The following is a 17,725-nucleotide window of genomic DNA, read 5'->3' as shown; positions in this document are numbered from 1 at the left end:
TACTTCTTCATTTTTGCTACGGTAAAACCATACCGAACAATAAATTACGGTAAGTATCGTTTCGGATTAACCGACTTACCTTGATAGCGAATTTCAAAGTGTAACCTCACACTACTTGCTCCAGAACTGCCCATTGTTGCTATCTTCTGGCCCGCTTTTACACTCTGTCCTTCCTTGACGTGTAATTGGTCATTGTGCGCGTATGCACTTAAATATTTATCGTTATGTTTCACAATCACCAGATTGCCATAACCTCTTAGCGCATTACCCGAATAGACCACTGTACCTTTCGCTGTTGCAACGATGGATTGACCACGTTTACCTGCAATATCAATCCCTTTATTTCCTTGGTTTCCAGCTGAAAAGTTTTTAATTACTCTCCCTTTTGTTGGCCATAACCATTTGGAAACTTTACTGTTTTTAGCCACAACTGGTGTGTTAACTTTCTTAACAGTTTGTTTACCTTTAGAACCAACATACTCCTTTGGTTTAGATTGTTCAACCTTCTTTGGTGGGTATTTTTTAACCGTCTTTTGTGCTTTAACGGGTTTTGATGATGCTGTTGGTGTTGAGGCCTTAACAGGACTACTGACTGCACTTTTGCTCGCCACAGCGCCAGCAGTCACAGCAGCTACGGCGACAGCTTTGCCGTAACTTGGAGCAACATAAGCTGGTCGCCAGAGTTTTAACTTTTGTCCAGGGTGTATGGTATAAGGTGAAGATAAGTTGTTATTGTGGATAAGATCTTTCACATCTTTATTAGTGATATAAGCAATAAAATAGAGCGTATCGCCTTTTTTTACTTCATAGAAACTGCCTTTGTAACTACCGCGCCCAATCGAACTGTAATCTTTACTTAACCCAGAAACAGGCGCAGGAGTTTGTGCGGCGCACCCTAACAGAACACCACATATAATAAAGTAAATGACACTTCGAATAAGGCTCTTCATTCTTAGGCTAAATCACCAGCAATAAGTGGTACAAAACGCACCATTTCTATCGTTGAAGAGTGATACTCATCACCCGATCTCACAATTTTCAGTAGCTGCTGCTCATCGCCACCAACTGGGATTAGCATTCGTCCACCATCTTTTAGTTGAGATAATAGTGCCTGAGGAATACTCTCTGGTGCTGCGGTTACAATGATTGCATCAAAAGGGCCTTTCGCTGCCCATCCTTGCCATCCATCCGCATGTTTAGTTGATACGTTATAAATATCCAATTGCTTAAGACGCCTTTTAGCATCCCATTGAAGCGACTTTATTCGCTCAACGGAATAGACATGATTGACCAACTGTGCCAGCACTGCTGTCTGATAACCCGAGCCTGTCCCTACTTCGAGAACCTGGCTATCTCGCTTTAGTTCTAGCAACTCAGTCATCTTTGCGACTATGTATGGCTGAGAGATCGTCTGACCATGCCCAATGGGTAATGCGTTGTTATCATAGGCTTGATGTATCATTGCTTGAGAAACAAAGCTCTCTCTTGGCAAAACACCGATAGCGTTTAATACAGCTTGGTCCTGAATACCATGTGTAATCAAAAATTCAACCAATCGATTTGCTTGAGGGTGACTCATTTCACCTCCCCCTTTAACCACGTATCCATGCTACGCAATGACTCATGTGCAGTGAGATCTACTTGTAATGGTGTAATCGATATATAGTGGTTTTCTATCGCATGAAAATCGGTACCTTCCCCCGCATCCTGCTCTCTTCCTGGAGGTCCAAGCCAATAAATATCGTGTCCACGCGGATCTTTTTGTCGAATCATCGCCTCTGCATGATGACGAGCACCAAGCCGAGTGACCTGAGTTCCAAGTAGTTGTTCAAAGCCAACATCAGGGATATTCACATTCAGCAAGCGATTGGTGGGAATCGGAGCGGCGATATGCTGCTCAACCAATTGCCTAGCTACTTTTGCTGCAGTAGCGAAATGCTCCTTTCCAGCCAAAGAGAATGCGATGGATTGAACCCCAAGAAAGTGCCCCTCCATTGCAGCCGCAACCGTCCCGGAATAAAGAACATCATCACCTAAATTAGCGCCATGATTAATGCCCGACAATACTAAATCTGGCAGATCATCTTTCAGTAATTCATTCAGAGCAAAGTGAACACAGTCTGTCGGAGTCCCTTGAACTGAATAAGTATTGGTCGCAATCTCTTGCACTCTCAGCGGTTGCTCTAGTGTTAATGAATTCGAGGCTCCAGATCGGTTACGATCCGGGGCGACAATGATAATTTCCGCGAGATCAGACAATACCTCTGCTAATGCATGAATTCCCTTAGCATGTACGCCATCATCATTGCTAAGTAGTATTTTCATTGACCTTCCCTTTTCTGCACTGTGTTCATTTTTCGTTTTGTATTTACTATTTTATCGCAAAAGCATCAAAGCGTTAGTTAGTATTGACGCTCAACTGGGATCTCTTCTATCAACTCACGAACGATTGCTGTAGCAAAGCATCCCGCATCGAGTGAGAAGCGAAGAATAACGTTATCTTCTTCTATTTCCCACGAGAGGTTTTGCGGCTTAAGTGCAATTTCACGACGATCATGACGCATGCGGTTACCGCGGATAAGTGCCATCAAATCAGGTTCAGCATCGAGGTGAACTTGCTCTAATGCTAGTGCTTCTTCCTGAGTCGGCAAGGCATTATCACCCGCAAGAGCGGCACTGATAAAGACTTCCCCAGCATTGAATTTATCTTTACATTGATCAGCATTATCTGGCGTTACCAATAGTGGTCTTTCATTTGATACCAGAAGATCGCCATTTAACACTTGGTTGAAGACGGATTGTTCAATACGTTCAGATACGATCAGATTAAAAATCCATGAACGCGCCGCAGACAAGTACAAGCTGCGTTTATTCTGGTTACGCGTACGGACATTCTCTTTGCCCCAGCGACGCGCTTCAACAAGGTTATTTCCTTGGTTACCAAAACGCTGTGCACCAAAATAATTAGGCACGCCACACTTTTGAACCTGTTGCATGCGTTTAACAACATCTTCCACATCTGATACTTCAGACAGAGTAATCTCAAAATCGTTTCCAATAAGATCGCCTGGACGTAACTTTTTGTTATGACGGTCAGTCGCTAGGATTTCAATGCTTGGATGTTCTGCCAAAAATGCCGAAAAATCGGGTGTGTCACCTTTAGGCAGATGAACACTCAACCATTGCTCTGTCACTGCATGGCGATCTTTCAAACCCGCCCAGCTGACATTTTTTGATTGCACACCACACGCTTTCGCTAATTCATTCACAACAAAACTGGTGTTTTCACCTGTCTTACGAATTCGCACCATCAAGTGCTCGCCAGATCCTGTAAATTCAAAACCCAGGTTTTCGCGTACTACAAAATGTTCGTCTTTTGCTTTGAGTTTTGCTTTTGCTGTTGGTTTACCATTAAGGTACGCCATTGAAGATAAAATGTCTGACATATCAATTCTTTAAATTAAGTGGGGAATTAAACTAAGCTTTCGTAATTACAACAACCGCTTCACATGCGATGCCTTCTTTGCGTCCGGTAAAACCAAGGCGCTCCGTTGTTGTCGCTTTCACATTGATGTTCTGTAGTTCGGTTTGTAAATCTTCAGCGATGGCTTGGCACATTGACTCTATATAAGGAGCCATCTTAGGCGCTTGAGCAATAATCGTAATATCGGCATTACCAAGCACATAACCGCACTCTTGCACGCGGCGATAAACATCTTTCAATAATTCGCGGCTATTGGCACCTTTCCATTTATCATCAGTATCAGGAAAATGACGACCGATATCGCCCGCAGCAATAGCACCAAGTAGCGCATCAGATAATGCGTGTAAGGCAACATCACCGTCTGAATGTGCGATCAACCCTTGCTCATAAGGGATAGATACGCCACCAATAATAACAGGGCCTTCACCACCAAATTTATGGACATCAAAACCATGGCCTATACGAATCATTGTTGTTCCTTATTATTGCTTAAGTAAAAGTCAGCAAGCGCGAGATCTTCGGGTTGAGTGATTTTAAAGTTATCGGCACGACCAACCACTAATTTAGGCGTTAAACCTAAAAGCTCTAAAGCGGATGCTTCATCGGTAATATTCGCGCCTTGCTCTAAAGCAGTCGATAACGCGGTGGTAAGTTGCTCAGTTTTGAACATCTGCGGCGTTAACGCATGCCACAAATTTTGTCTTTCTACTGTGTGCTCAATATTACTCTGAGAATTCCCGCGTTTCATGGTATCTCGAACTGGCGCAGCCAAAATACCGCCAACAGGATGTTCAACCGATTGTTGAATTAGGTTATCAATATCCGAAATTTGGAGGCAGGGACGAGCGGCATCATGCACCATCACCCAGTCGCTAGGGCGATTTTCTGATAGGTAGTTTAGTCCAGATAACACCGAATCAGCCCGCTCTTGGCCTCCTGAAACCCGAATGACGTTAGGGTTATCAGCTAAAGACAACTCAGGAAAATAAGGGTCATCATCGCTAATTGCCACCACGACTCGCGGTATCAGATCATGCTGAAGTAGCGTTTCAACGGTATGCTCCAAAATGGTTTTGCCATGCAGTATCAAATATTGCTTAGGTCGATCCGCTTTCATACGGCTACCAACACCAGCAGCAGGCACAATCGCAACAACAGGTTGGGTATAACTCATCATCTATTGAAGATCCTCATCGATCAGACGATAGAAGGTTTCTCCCTCTTTGATCATACCTAGCTCATTACGCGCACGCTCTTCAACCGCATCAAGTCCTTGTCTGAGGTCATCGATTTCGGCAAACATCTCATTATTACGAGCTTGTAATTTTGTATTTACTTGTTGCTGAACGTCAATTTCATTATGGACGCTGTAGTAATCAGAAATACCATTTTTTCCCAGCCACAACGTATATTGCAACCAGCCTAAAAGTATCACCAATAACAAGGAAAATAGTCGCATAGTTCCAATCGTATTAATCAAGTCGGGGGAATAAATTTCTAATCCACATATATACCATAATAGGGGTCTATGGGCGAGGTATTGAAGCGATGAGGTGGGATATGTGAATGTTTCAGATATAAAAAAACGCCTCCAATGAATGGAGACGTTTTTAAAGTACTAAGTTAATAATTAACTAAGATAAACTTAGATATTATTGACCTTTAACTTCTTTAAGACCGTTGAAAGGTGCTTTAGAACCTAGAGCTTCTTCGATACGGATTAGTTGGTTGTACTTAGCAACACGGTCAGAACGGCTCATAGAACCAGTTTTGATTTGACCTGCAGCTGTACCTACCGCTAGATCAGCGATAGTTGCATCTTCAGTTTCGCCAGAACGGTGAGAGATTACTGCAGTGTAGCCAGCGTCTTTAGCCATCTTGATTGCAGCTAGAGTCTCAGTTAGAGAACCGATTTGGTTGAACTTGATAAGGATAGAGTTAGCTACGCCTTTCTCGATACCTTCAGCAAGAATCTTAGTGTTTGTAACGAATAGATCGTCACCAACGATTTGAAGTTTGTCGCCTAGAAGTTCAGTTTGGTGCTTGAAGCCAGCCCAATCTGATTCGTCAAGACCGTCTTCGATAGATACGATTGGGTATTGGTTAGCAAGGTCTTGTAGGTAGAAGTTGAACTCTTCTGAAGTGAAGATTTTGCCTTCGCCTTTCATGTTGTAGTTGCCAGCTTCTTTGTCGAAGAACTCAGATGCAGCACAGTCCATCGCTAGAGTAACGTCTTTACCTAGAACGTAACCAGCAGCTTCTACAGCTTCTTTGATTGCAGCTAGTGCAGCAGCGTTAGACTCAAGGTTAGGAGCGAAACCACCTTCATCACCAACAGCAGTGCTTAGGCCTTTAGCTTTAAGTACTTTAGCTAGGTTGTGGAATACTTCAGCACCGATACGTAGAGCTTCTTTAAGAGTTTTTGCGCCAACTGGTTGGATCATGAACTCTTGGATGTCAACGTTGTTATCAGCGTGCTCACCACCGTTGATGATGTTCATCATTGGTAGAGGCATAGAGAACTGACCAGCAGTACCGTTTAGTTCAGCGATGTGCTCGTATAAAGGCATGCCTTTAGCAGCAGCAGCCGCTTTAGCGTTAGCTAGAGAAACAGCTAGGATAGCGTTAGCACCAAACTTAGACTTGTTATCAGTACCGTCTAGGTCAAGCATGATTTGGTCAACGTCAGCTTGAGCTTTCGCGTCTTTACCGATTAGAGCTTCAGCGATTGGGCCGTTTACAGCTTCAATTGCTTTAAGAACACCTTTACCTAGGAAACGTGATTTGTCGCCGTCACGTAGTTCAAGAGCTTCGCGAGAACCAGTTGATGCGCCAGATGGTGCAGCAGCCATACCTACGAAACCACCTTCTAGGTGAACTTCAGCTTCTACTGTTGGGTTACCACGTGAATCGATGATTTCACGACCTAGAACTTTAACGATCTTAGACATTGAATGTTTCCTTCTCGTTGAATATATAAATGTCAAATTTAAAAGGTAGCCGCACAACTTACGCCACTACCTGTATCCTTGTTCTTACTTTTCTAACTCACCACGCTGGAATTCACCAGCTGCTTTCACAAAACCTGCAAATAATGGGTGACCATCACGAGGTGTTGATGTGAATTCTGGGTGGAATTGAGCTGCAACAAACCATGGGTGGTTAGGGTTCTCAATTACTTCTACCAACTTCTTGTCTGCAGATAAGCCAGATACTTTTAGACCAGCTTTTTCAATTTGCGGACGAAGATTGTTGTTCACTTCGTAACGGTGACGGTGACGTTCATGGATAGTCGCGCTGCCGTATAGTTCGTAAGCTTTTGTGCCTTTTGCAAGGTGACATAGCTGAGAACCAAGGCGCATCGTGCCACCAAGATCTGAAGTTTCAGTACGCTCTTCTACTTTACCTTCGCCATCAGTCCATTCTGTAATCAGACCAACAACAGGGAATTTAGTTTCTTTGCTAAATTCAGAAGAGTGTGCACCTTCCATATTCGCTACGTTACGTGCGTATTCGATAAGAGCAACTTGCATACCTAGACAAATACCTAAGTATGGAACTTTGTTTTCACGAGCGTACTGAGCGGCAAGGATCTTACCTTCAATACCACGGTCACCAAAGCCACCAGGAACTAGAATTGCATCTAGACCTTCAAGTACTTCTGTACCTTTAGATTCTACATCTTGTGAATCTACATATTTAATTGTGACGCTTAGACGATTTTTCAAGCCCGCATGTTTTAATGCTTCATTTACTGACTTGTATGCGTCTGGTAATTCAATGTATTTACCAACCATACCGATAGTTACTTCACCAGTAGGGTTCGCTTCTTCATAAATTACTTGTTCCCACTCAGAAAGATCAGCTTCTGGAGCATCAATACCAAAGCGCTTACAAACAAGGTCATCAGTACCTTGCGCTTTAATAAGTTGTGGGATCTTGTAGATTGAATCTACATCTTTCATTGAGATAACTGCTTTCTCTTGTACATTACAGAAAAGAGCAATTTTCTTACGTTCGTTTGCTGGGATAACACGGTCTGAACGACACACTAGGATATCTGGTTGGATACCGATAGAAAGCAGCTCTTTCACTGAGTGTTGCGTTGGCTTAGTTTTAAGCTCGCCCGCAGCGCCTAGGTAAGGTACAAGCGTTAGGTGCATGAACATAGCACGTTCACGGCCTAGCTCTACTGCTAGTTGACGAATCGCTTCCATAAACGGTAGTGATTCGATATCACCGACTGTGCCACCTACTTCTACGATAGCAATATCGTGACCTTCAGCACCTGAGATTACACGCTCTTTGATCGAGTTAGTAATGTGAGGAATTACCTGAATCGTTGCACCAAGGTAATCGCCACGGCGCTCTTTACGTAGAACGTCGGCGTAAACACGACCTGCTGTGAAGTTGTTACGCTTGGTCATTTTGGTACGAATGAAACGCTCGTAGTGACCAAGGTCAAGGTCAGTTTCAGCGCCATCTTCCGTGACAAACACTTCACCATGCTGAGTTGGGCTCATTGTGCCCGGATCAACGTTGATGTAAGGGTCAAGCTTCATCATAGTCACTTTAAGACCACGAGCTTCTAAAATAGCTGCAAGCGATGCCGCTGCAATACCTTTACCTAGAGAGGATACAACCCCGCCAGTAACAAAAATGTAATTTGTTGTCATGTTTAACCTGAAATTGGTTGAATGAGGGAAATGGACTACTTCTGGACGGGATGAAAATATACCAGAAGCCCTTTATCGCCACAACGTGAAACTTATCACAGTCGAAATTTTATTTTTTTGCTTCAAATCAATTCCGTTAGAAAGTTTCTATTTCGTTTTTTCTTCGATCTTCACTTCATCCCACATCCTGTCTAGCTCCAGCAGTGAAAAGTCGCCTAATTCCTTACCTTGTTTTTGTACTTTTTTTTCAATTCCATGAAAGCGACGTTCAAATTTTAAATTTGCTTTGGTTAACGCCGATTCTGGATTTTTTCCTAAATGGCGGACCAAGTTCACAGTTGCAAACAGCAGATCTCCTAATTCTTCTTCGACTAAGTCTTCATTTGGGGTGACTTGAAGCGCTTCTTCGAGCACTTCATCCACTTCCTCTAATACTTTATCGGCAACAGGGCCTATCGTGTCCCAATCAAATCCATACTGAGCGCACTTTTTTTGAATTTTATTGGCTCGTGATAATGCTGGTAACGATTTTGGTATTGAGTCTAGAATACTTTTTTCTGTTTTGCCTAATTGTGACTTTTCTTTGATTTTTTCAGCTTCCCAATTCGCATTCAGCTCTTCATCACTTGAAAATGTTTTATCCGAAAAGACATGCGGGTGACGACGAGTTAGTTTCTCATTAACACCTTCTACAACGTCATTAAAATCAAACAGTTGTTGTTCTTTAGCGATCTGACTATAAAAGATAACTTGAAACAATAAATCGCCCAGTTCTTCTTTCAAATTTGACCAATCTTTATTATTAATCGCATCCACAACTTCATACGTTTCTTCAATTGTATGTGGCACAATGGTTTCAAACGTTTGTTTGCGATCCCATGGACAGCCACTTTCCGGGTCTCGCAACTGAGACATTATTTCTAATAACTCTTCAATGGATTGAGCCATGCTAGCACCTTAGTTTTTAGTTAGAAAAACACCGCCATATAGGCGGTGCTGATTATATTTAAAGCCTTCAATGATGCCGTTAACCTAGACGCTTCACCGACATCACATCTTTCAACTGCTCTAAACGCACGATGACTCGGCTTAGTACATCAACATTGGTGAGTTCTAAGTCAAAGTCCATCACAGACATTTGTCGTTTGTAGTCGGTACGACTTTTCATAGTCGTAATTTTTATTTTTTCATTCGCTAACAGCGAGGTAATGTCTTTGAGTAAACCACTACGCTCCAGCGCTTCCACTCGTAAGGTCAGAATGTAAGAGCCAACAAACCCACTACCCCAAACGGTATCGATGATCCGTTCAGGCGCATGTAAACTCAGCTCTCCAAGTTGCTCACAGTCTGCTCGGTGCACTGAGATACCGCGTCCTTGGGTGATATAACCTTTAATGACATCACCCGGAATTGGCTGACAACAGCGCGCTAAGTGAGTCATTAGGTTATCAACCCCTTCAACGACAACCGCATCTTTTTTCGGTCGACTCTGTTGAGCGGGTTTGTTTTCTGACTCTTGCAGTTTTTCTAACGCTTTTTGATCTTCTTCTTCAGCCGTAGGCTTATTTACTAACGCATTAATATGGTTAATAACCTGATTAATGCGTAGATCACCGCTGCCAATACCCGCATACAGTTCATCGTTAGTATTGACGTTAAATCGCTTCAGTGCATAACGTTGGGCATCTTTAAGAGTTGCCCCTACTTTCGCAAGTTCAACTTCAAGGATCTCACGTCCGGCCTCAAGGTTCTTCTCTCGACCTTGTTTACGGAACCAAGCATTGATCTTAGCTCTTGCTCGACCTGAATGAACAAAACCTAAAGATGGATTCAACCAGTCTCGTGATGGGTTCGGCTCTTTTTGAGTTACGATTTCAACTTGATCGCCCATACTCAACTTATGAGTAAACGGAACAATTCGTCCTGCGACTTTGGTACCGATGCAACGGTGTCCCACTTCAGAGTGAATGTGGTATGCAAAATCGAGAGGGGTTGCTCCCATAGGCAAGTCGACGACATCACCACGCGGAGTAAAGGCATAAACACGATCATCAAACACTTGGCTGCGCAATTCATCAAGCATTTCGCCAGAATCTGACATCTCTTCTTGCCAGTCAATTAGCTTACGAAGCCATGTAATTTTTTCATCATAGCCGCTACGACCTGCCGATGCGCCTTCTTTGTATTTCCAGTGCGCCGCCACCCCGAGTTCAGAATCGTCATGCATCTGCGTAGTACGGATCTGGATCTCGATGGTTTTCCCTTCCGGCCCAAGCACCACGGTATGAATCGATTGGTAACCATTTGGTTTAGGGTTCGCGACGTAATCATCAAATTCGCTTGGTAGGTGCTTATATTTAGTATGAACCACACCAAGTGCCGCATAACAATCTTGCAGTTTATCCGCGATGATACGCACAGCTCGAACATCGAAAAGCTCATCAAAGGCTAAGCTTTTCTTCTGCATCTTGCGCCAAATACTGTAGATGTGTTTTGGTCGACCGCTCACTTCAGCATTAATTTGATAACCTTTCATTTCAGAAGAAAGATCCGTCACGAAGTCTTCAATATACTGTTCGCGGACGATACGACGCTCAGATAACTGTTTAGCGATCTGTTTATAGGTTTCAGGCTGTTGGTAGCGGAAAGCGTAATCTTCAATTTCCCACTTAAGCTGACCAATACCCAGACGATTCGCGAGAGGCGCATAAATATTAGCACACTCTTTTGCTGCCGCGCGACGCACCGCATCAGGCTCGTCTTTTACTTCTCGAAGATTACAGATACGCTCTGCTAGCTTAATGATCACGCAACGGAAATCATCCACCATCGCCAGTAACATTCGACGAACGTTATCGACTTGACCAGACCCTTCCGCATTTTCATACGTCACATTTAATTGACCGATGGCTGCCATTTCATCAACGCCATCAATCAGCTTTACGATTTCCTTACCGTACGCTTCTTCAAGCTGTTGCCTTTCAAATAACCCACTAGAGACAATCGGAAATAACTGCGCAGCCACTAACGTTGGCTTATCCATCGACAAGGTGATCAATATTTCGATCATCTCTCGCCCACGCCACAGCAACAAACTTCCGTTTTCGACATCACCAAGCAGGCTTTCACACTGCTTATACACATCGGTTAATTTTTTTGATGTTTTGCTATCTTGCTCAAGGCTAGAAATCCAATTATCTAACTCAAACTTTTCACTCGGCTTTAAATGCGCGCTTCGTACGGCAACCATCTATTTATTCCTAGTATTTGGTTCTTATATATCTAAATATCAGACTAATTGTTCCTCAATTAGTTCTGGCTACTCAACTGACTGTTTATTTCTTATTCTTTGTAAATAATGCCATAGATTCTAAATGGCTCGTATGCGGAAACATGTCCAGCATACCTAATTTTTGTAATTGATAACCCTGTTCTAACAGGCTTTTGCTATCTCTTGCAAGGGTAGCAGGATTACAAGAGACGTACACAATACTCTTCGCTCCAAGCTTCGAAAGTTGATCCACGATCCCACTCGCTCCAGCGCGTGCAGGATCGAGCAATACTTTATCAAATTTCTCACTCGCCCAACCTTGATGGCTAAGATCATCTTCTAAGTTTGCTTGGTAAAAAGCGGTATTGGTTATCTGGTTAACAACCGCATTGCTTGCCGCTCGCTGCACCATCTCTTCAACCCCTTCTACCCCAACAACAAATTGAGCTCGCTTGGCGATAGGTAAGCTAAAGTTCCCTACTCCACAGAAAAGATCAAGAATACGCTCATCGCTTTGCGGATCTAGCCATTCAAGTGCTTGCTCAACCATTTTCTGGTTTACGTTTTTATTCACCTGAATAAAGTCATTCGGCGAGAAAGGCACCTTAACGCCTGTTTCGCTGTAAGACGGCTCTTCACCATAAACCAGATGTAACTGATCGGTTTCTGGCATCAAATAGAGCGTTGCCGAATTCTGTTTGGCAAACTCAAGCAATTGGCTATTCTCTTGTTCAGAGAGAGGCTTAAGGTGGCGCAATACAATAACAGGGCCTTTATCACTTAAAACCAATTCAACATGCCCCAGAATAGCGGGTGATGAAAAACCTGACAGTATATGCTTAATTTTTGGCAGCAACTGATTCAAGCTTGGTTCTAACACCGCACAATCGGTCACATTGACGATAAGCTTGCTCTGTTTTTTACGGAACCCAAACTGTAGCTGGCGAGTTTTCTTATCAACAAATAAACTCATACGAGCGCGGCGGCGATACCCTAGCGCTTCTCCTATGATCGCAGGTGCTAAGTCCGTATTTTGATCGACAAACTTGTTCATTAACTGATGAAGCGATTGGCTTTTATGCTCGCTTTGAGCAACGTAATCTAGATGCTGGAAGTTACAGCCTCCACACTCATTAAAGTGCGGACAAAAAGGTTTCATACGCTGTTCGCTTGGCGTTAACACTTTAATCAACTTAGCACGTGAGTACTTACTTTTACTTTCAGTTAACTGCACTAAGACTTCTTCACCAGGCAGTGCACCATCAATAAACAGTGGCTTATTTTTTTGGAACGCGATTCCCGCGCCTTGGTGATCCATTCGTTCCACCAAAATTGACTGATGTTTGGTCTCTAATTGAGTTTTCTTTTTTGGTTGAAAAAAACGCGCCATGCTCTATGCCTGCAATATTTATTAAGTAAATTATTTTCACTCAGAGTCACTATTCTACTCTGGAATGATTGTCGAACTGGGCCGACTTGATTAAGCTAATCGATAATTCGATGAGCCCACTATTCTTGAAGGGTTCATTTTCCCATATCCAGACAGTAATGTAATCAGAGAACATGACTAGATACGGCTTACGTGCCCGCGTTATTACACTAACTCTCGCTCCGACCTTAATTATTGGTCTGCTTTTAAGTGCTTTCTTCTCATTTAACCGCTATCACGACCTTGAAACTCAAGTGATCACCACAGGCACGAGTATCATTGAGCCACTCGCCATTGCAAGTGAGCAGGGGATGGCGGAACAAAATCGTGAATCGGTAAGGCGACTCATCAGTTATGCGCACCGAAAAAACTCTGAAATCGTCCGTAGTATTGCCGTTTTTGATGACCAACACGAACTCTTCGTGACCTCTAACTTCCACCCCAGCTTTGAAAGTTTGATGTTCTCGAAAGATGAACCCATTCCTGCGTTAGGCTCTTCTGAACTGTTTGATAATACCCTAATCTTACGCACTCCGATCATCTCTGAAACTCAACTGATCAATCATGGGCAACCAAATACGGATCAAGCTTTGGGTTATATTGCTATAGAGCTCGACCTATCTTCACTTCGCTTACAACAGTATCAAGAGATATTTTCAGCGGGTCTTGTGCTCATTATGGGCTTAGGGCTTTCTGGTTTTTTCGCTTTTCGTTTGATGCACGATGTCACTCGCCCCATAACTTACATGAAGAATATGGTAGACCGCATTCGTCGTGGTCATCTTGATGTCAGGATTGAAGGGAAAATGCATGGCGAACTGGACTCGCTCAAAAATGGTATCAACGCCATGGCGGTTTCACTATCTGAATATCATGTCGAGATGCAACACAGTATCGATCAAGCGACCTCAGATTTACGTGAAACATTAGAGCAGTTAGAGATTCAAAACGTGGAGTTGGATATTGCGAAGAAACGCGCTCAAGAAGCGGCTCGTGTAAAATCTGAGTTCCTTGCGAATATGTCGCATGAGCTAAGAACGCCACTCAATGGTGTGATTGGATTTACTCGCCAAATGCTCAAGACGCAACTCTCTAATGGGCAGATCGATTATCTTCAAACCATTGAACGTTCAGCGAATAACCTACTGAATATTATTAATGATATTTTGGATTTCTCGAAACTTGAAGCGGGCAAACTAGCATTAGAAAACATCCCATTTGAGTTCCAAGAGAGTTTGGAGCAGGTGGTGAACCTTCAAGCCACCAGCGCACATGAAAAAGGCTTAGAGCTCACTCTCAAAGTTGATCCTAAAATCCCTGCGGGCGTCATTGGCGATCCACTTCGAATCCAACAGATCTTAACCAACCTTGTCGGCAACTCGATTAAATTCACAGAGCGAGGCAACATCGATATTGGCGTTGAACTTCGTTCTCAGAATGAGGATGCGGTAGAGCTTCAATTTACGGTCAGAGATACCGGTATTGGCATTTCAGAAAGACAACAAGCGCAACTTTTCCAAGCATTCAGTCAGGCAGATGCCAGCATTTCACGTCGATATGGTGGTACAGGGCTTGGTCTGGTTATCACCCAAAAATTAGTGGGGCAAATGGGCGGTGAGATCAGTCTAACCAGTAGATTGCATCAAGGCTCAACTTTCTGGTTCACGCTCCGTTTGAATATTACCGATATGCCAATGACGGACTTGCTGGATACCGATTGTCTTGCCCAAAAACGTTTATTGCTTATCGAACCTAACATGCAAGCGGCGTCCATTACTCAGCAATCATTGACACAAGAAGGCTTGATCATTACTTACCGCTCGGTGATGCCTGATAACTCAGAACCGTATGATTATGTATTGTTGAATCTGTCTCCAAACCAAACTCATGAAAAAGAGCTACTTGATTCGTGGATCCGTCGAGCATTTGCTATGTCTCCGAATGTCATTGTGGGGACACCAAGTACAGAATTGGCGCTGGCTGAGCAGCTAATGAAAACCTACGACATTCACTGTATTACTAAACCGATATCTCGTAAGAAGTTGCTACAGACCTTAATTACTCACCAATCACCGACGCTTATTGCTGCTCCTGTAGAGACGCAATACGAAGAGAAAGTACCACTCAAAGTGATGGCGGTTGATGATAATCCCGCAAACTTAAAGCTGATTACCGCACTATTAGAAGAGCGAGTAGATAGCGTCATCTCATGTTCGAATGGACTAAAGGCGGTTAAAGAAGCAGAGCGTCAGAAGTTTGATATCATCTTAATGGACATTCAAATGCCACAGATGGATGGTGTTACCGCATGCTCACAAATAAAGAAAACCGCTTTAAATGCCAACACTCCAGTGATCGCAGTCACCGCGCACGCGATGAGTGGAGAGAGAGATAGACTCCTTGAGGCAGGAATGGATGATTACCTCACCAAACCAATTGAAGAGCATGTATTACAGCAAGTTCTTGTGCATTGGAGTCCACTGACTCAACACACCGAAGTAGACAAGCTTTCCTTACCTCAATCGGAGCCTAGCCTACACTCGGATACCAAGCCTGAGCATAAAGACATGATCATTGACTGGCAAATCGCACTCAAACAAGCGGCGAATAAGCCTGATCTTGCCAAGGATATGCTTAAGATGCTGGTCGATTTCATTCCCGAGGTTTACGTGGTTGTTGAGCAAGCTATTGAAGAAGAAAAATATGATATGGATGAACTAATTCATGTGGTTCATAAACTGCATGGTAGCTGCTCTTACAGTGGCGTTCCACGGTTAAAGGGTATTTGTGCCACGATTGAGAAAGCCCTGCGTTCAGGCTCTAGCGTTGAGGATATAGAACCTGAGTTATTTGAATTACAAGATGAGATGGATAAAGTCAAAGCCACCGCGAACCTTTACATCACAGAGACGTAAGTAAAGAAATGGCGTTATGATTCAAATACAACCGTCGCTACCGCATAGTGGCGTTCATCTGAAATAGAGAGATGACTTGATGTGACTTGCTGAGCTTGGGCGATCTCTAATGCTTTGTTTTGCAAAGTGAGTATCGGCTTGCCATGCTCATTATTTGAGATGATAAAGTCATGAAATGTCACCCCATGAGCAATCCCTGTTCCTAGGGCTTTTGAAGCCGCTTCTTTCGCTGCAAAACGTTTAGCTAGAAAGCGGCCTTGCTGTTTTAGTTGTTGAAAGGTTTGATACTCAGATTCAGCAAGAATACGTTGTGCAAAGGCATCCCCACTTCGAGCTAAGGCTTTTTCGACTCGCTCTATTTCAGCAATATCAGTTCCTAATCCAACAATGGCCATGATCACATCACCCTAAAACAGTTTATTTTAATGACTCAATATTCTATGAGTTACGCGCGACTTGCATGGCAATTTTCATATCAGTAACGGCTTTTTGTAAACCATCAAACACGGCGCGACCCATAATCGAGTGGCCAATATTCAATTCATAAATTTCTGGTAACGCCGCAATTGGGCCTACATTGTGGTAAGTCAAACCATGCCCTGCGTTCACGGTAATCCCAAGATCATCTGCGTAGCTTGCACCTGCAGCAATCTTTTTCAGCTCATCTTGCTGATCGTTTTCAGTTTCTGCATCGGCATAATGGCCTGTATGAAGCTCAATAAATGGCGCTCCACACGCTTTTGCCGCATCAATCTGCTCTCGGTCTGCATCAATAAATAGAGACACTTTAATGCCGGCCGCCGTCAATTTTTCAGTAGCGGCTTTAATTTTCTCAAGCTGACCAACAACGTTTAAGCCACCTTCAGTTGTCAACTCTTCACGTTTTTCTGGCACTAAACAGACGTACTCAGGTTTAGTTTGCAGCGCGATTTCGACCATTTCATCGGTCACAGCCATTTCAAGGTTCATACGCGTTTGCAGTGTTTCTCTCAAAATACGTACATCGCGATCTAGAATATGGCGGCGATCTTCTCGTAAATGAATAGTGATGCCGTCTGCGCCTGCTCGTTCAGCAATCTCAGCAGCATGAACAGGATCTGGGTATTTTGTACCACGAGCGTTACGTAATGTTGCGATGTGATCGATATTGACGCCTAAAAGGATTGAGCTCATTTTCCAATACTCCGTGCTCTGGGAATGGCTGTTCTGGAAATAAACAGTTCCCGACTTTTTAATGGTTTGCCGCCAAGATACGGCTTTAATGCTATGCGTGTAAAGCGCTTTGCTGCTTTTAACTGCTCTTTCGTGAGGAAGCGTCTTTCACTGATTGCAATCAACTCATTTCCCATGAAGGTGAGGTTATCTCTGCGAACACTCGCGATGAAACCTTTCTGCTCCCGATAGCGATAAGTCATATCAGGATCAACATCTTCTCCAGAGCCTGCGCAATGCAAAAAATCGACGCCATATCCCATTGCAGAAAGCAACGCGAGTTCAAATCGGCGTAAGGCGGGTTCTGGGTTATCGTTGTGAGCAAGCTCAGTCAATGCAAATAAATAATCGTGAAACAGCGCAGGAAACGGCTCTTCTTGCCTCAGTACGCGCCCAATTAGCTCATTTACATACATGGCCGAAAACAGGTTAATACCAGATAGAGGTAAGCCTAAACTGATGGGTTCGGCTTGGCGCAACGTTTTCATTGAACCATTACCTGACCATTTTAAAAGTAATGGCGTGAACGCTTGCAAGGCTCCTTTCAAGTTGGAACGTTTGCTTCGGGCACCTTTTGACAACAGTGTGACTCGCCCATACTCTTCACTGAATACATCAAGAATTAAGCTGGTTTCACTGTAAGGTCGGCGGTTCAATACGAAGCAGCGCTGAAATCCATCACTCACTCACATTACCTTCTTTCAGATATGAAAAGAGAGAGTATACACTCTCTCTTGT

General features: G+C 43.5%; 16 protein-coding genes. 1 reads left to right on the top strand and 15 read right to left on the bottom strand.

The window, feature by feature from the left end:
• Nucleotides 1–44 precede the first annotated feature (44 nt).
• From nlpD to rlmD, 12 genes are all read right to left on the bottom strand, one after another.
• Nucleotides 45–950: a murein hydrolase activator NlpD gene (gene nlpD / locus FCV43_RS16785; protein ID WP_136995820.1), complete on the bottom strand. Its 906-nt coding sequence runs from the start codon at nt 948–950 to the stop codon at nt 45–47.
• Between the two features lie 2 nt (nt 951–952).
• Nucleotides 953–1,579 (bottom strand): protein-L-isoaspartate(D-aspartate) O-methyltransferase, encoded by a 627-nt coding sequence (locus FCV43_RS16780; RefSeq protein WP_136995819.1) that lies wholly within the window; start codon nt 1,577–1,579, stop codon nt 953–955.
• Nucleotides 1,576–2,325, bottom strand: coding sequence for a 5'/3'-nucleotidase SurE (gene surE / locus FCV43_RS16775; RefSeq protein WP_136995818.1), 750 nt, complete (start codon nt 2,323–2,325; stop codon nt 1,576–1,578). Before surE ends, FCV43_RS16780 begins: the two co-directional genes overlap by 4 nt.
• Before the next feature lie 77 nt (nt 2,326–2,402).
• Entirely contained in the window at nt 2,403–3,446 is a 1,044-nt protein-coding gene (truD, locus tag FCV43_RS16770) for a tRNA pseudouridine(13) synthase TruD (protein WP_136995817.1), read from the bottom strand.
• Nucleotides 3,447–3,477: 31 nt separating this feature from the next.
• Nucleotides 3,478–3,954 carry a 2-C-methyl-D-erythritol 2,4-cyclodiphosphate synthase gene (gene ispF, locus FCV43_RS16765; protein ID WP_136995816.1) on the bottom strand — a complete coding sequence of 159 codons (477 nt, stop codon included), beginning with the start codon at nt 3,952–3,954 and terminating at the stop codon, nt 3,478–3,480.
• Nucleotides 3,951–4,661 carry a 2-C-methyl-D-erythritol 4-phosphate cytidylyltransferase gene (gene ispD / locus FCV43_RS16760; protein WP_136995815.1) on the bottom strand — a complete coding sequence of 237 codons (711 nt, stop codon included), beginning with the start codon at nt 4,659–4,661 and terminating at the stop codon, nt 3,951–3,953. Before ispD ends, ispF begins: the two co-directional genes overlap by 4 nt.
• A complete protein-coding gene (gene ftsB, locus FCV43_RS16755; protein WP_017054203.1) occupies nt 4,662–4,943 on the bottom strand; it encodes a cell division protein FtsB in 282 nt (93 codons plus the stop codon).
• A 193-nt stretch (nt 4,944–5,136) separates the two neighbouring features.
• Nucleotides 5,137–6,435, bottom strand: coding sequence for a phosphopyruvate hydratase (gene eno / locus FCV43_RS16750; protein WP_136995814.1), 1,299 nt, complete (start codon nt 6,433–6,435; stop codon nt 5,137–5,139).
• 84 nt (nt 6,436–6,519) lie between these two features.
• Entirely contained in the window at nt 6,520–8,160 is a 1,641-nt protein-coding gene (locus FCV43_RS16745; protein WP_017054205.1) for a CTP synthase, read from the bottom strand.
• Between the two features lie 147 nt (nt 8,161–8,307).
• Nucleotides 8,308–9,108, bottom strand: coding sequence for a nucleoside triphosphate pyrophosphohydrolase (mazG, locus tag FCV43_RS16740; RefSeq protein ID WP_136995813.1), 801 nt, complete (start codon nt 9,106–9,108; stop codon nt 8,308–8,310).
• Between the two features lie 79 nt (nt 9,109–9,187).
• Nucleotides 9,188–11,410 carry a GTP diphosphokinase gene (gene relA / locus FCV43_RS16735; RefSeq protein WP_113795788.1) on the bottom strand — a complete coding sequence of 741 codons (2,223 nt, stop codon included), beginning with the start codon at nt 11,408–11,410 and terminating at the stop codon, nt 9,188–9,190.
• Nucleotides 11,411–11,495: 85 nt separating this feature from the next.
• Nucleotides 11,496–12,821, bottom strand: coding sequence for a 23S rRNA (uracil(1939)-C(5))-methyltransferase RlmD (rlmD, locus tag FCV43_RS16730; RefSeq protein WP_136995812.1), 1,326 nt, complete (start codon nt 12,819–12,821; stop codon nt 11,496–11,498).
• 173 nt (nt 12,822–12,994) lie between these two features.
• On the opposite strand from rlmD, the gene barA reads away from it, so the two are divergent.
• Entirely contained in the window at nt 12,995–15,775 is a 2,781-nt protein-coding gene (gene barA / locus FCV43_RS16725; RefSeq protein WP_017054635.1) for a two-component sensor histidine kinase BarA, read from the top strand.
• 14 nt (nt 15,776–15,789) lie between these two features.
• On the opposite strand, the gene acpS is transcribed toward barA, so the two are convergent.
• The 3 genes from acpS to recO are packed head-to-tail and all read right to left on the bottom strand — an operon-like array spanning nt 15,790 to nt 17,673.
• A complete protein-coding gene (acpS, locus tag FCV43_RS16720; RefSeq protein ID WP_017054636.1) occupies nt 15,790–16,170 on the bottom strand; it encodes a holo-ACP synthase in 381 nt (126 codons plus the stop codon).
• A 43-nt stretch (nt 16,171–16,213) separates the two neighbouring features.
• Nucleotides 16,214–16,948, bottom strand: coding sequence for a pyridoxine 5'-phosphate synthase (pdxJ, locus tag FCV43_RS16715; protein WP_113795784.1), 735 nt, complete (start codon nt 16,946–16,948; stop codon nt 16,214–16,216).
• Entirely contained in the window at nt 16,945–17,673 is a 729-nt protein-coding gene (gene recO, locus FCV43_RS16710; RefSeq protein WP_113795783.1) for a DNA repair protein RecO, read from the bottom strand. The genes pdxJ and recO overlap by 4 nt, the downstream gene beginning before the upstream one ends.
• Between the last annotated feature and the right edge of the window lie 52 nt (nt 17,674–17,725).

This window comes from Vibrio genomosp. F6 (genome assembly GCF_005146325.1).
GTDB classification, from domain to species: Bacteria; Pseudomonadota; Gammaproteobacteria; order Enterobacterales; family Vibrionaceae; genus Vibrio; species Vibrio cortegadensis.
The sequence above is the reverse complement of the archived record's forward strand: the minus strand, read 5'-3'. Positions and strand labels throughout refer to the sequence as shown.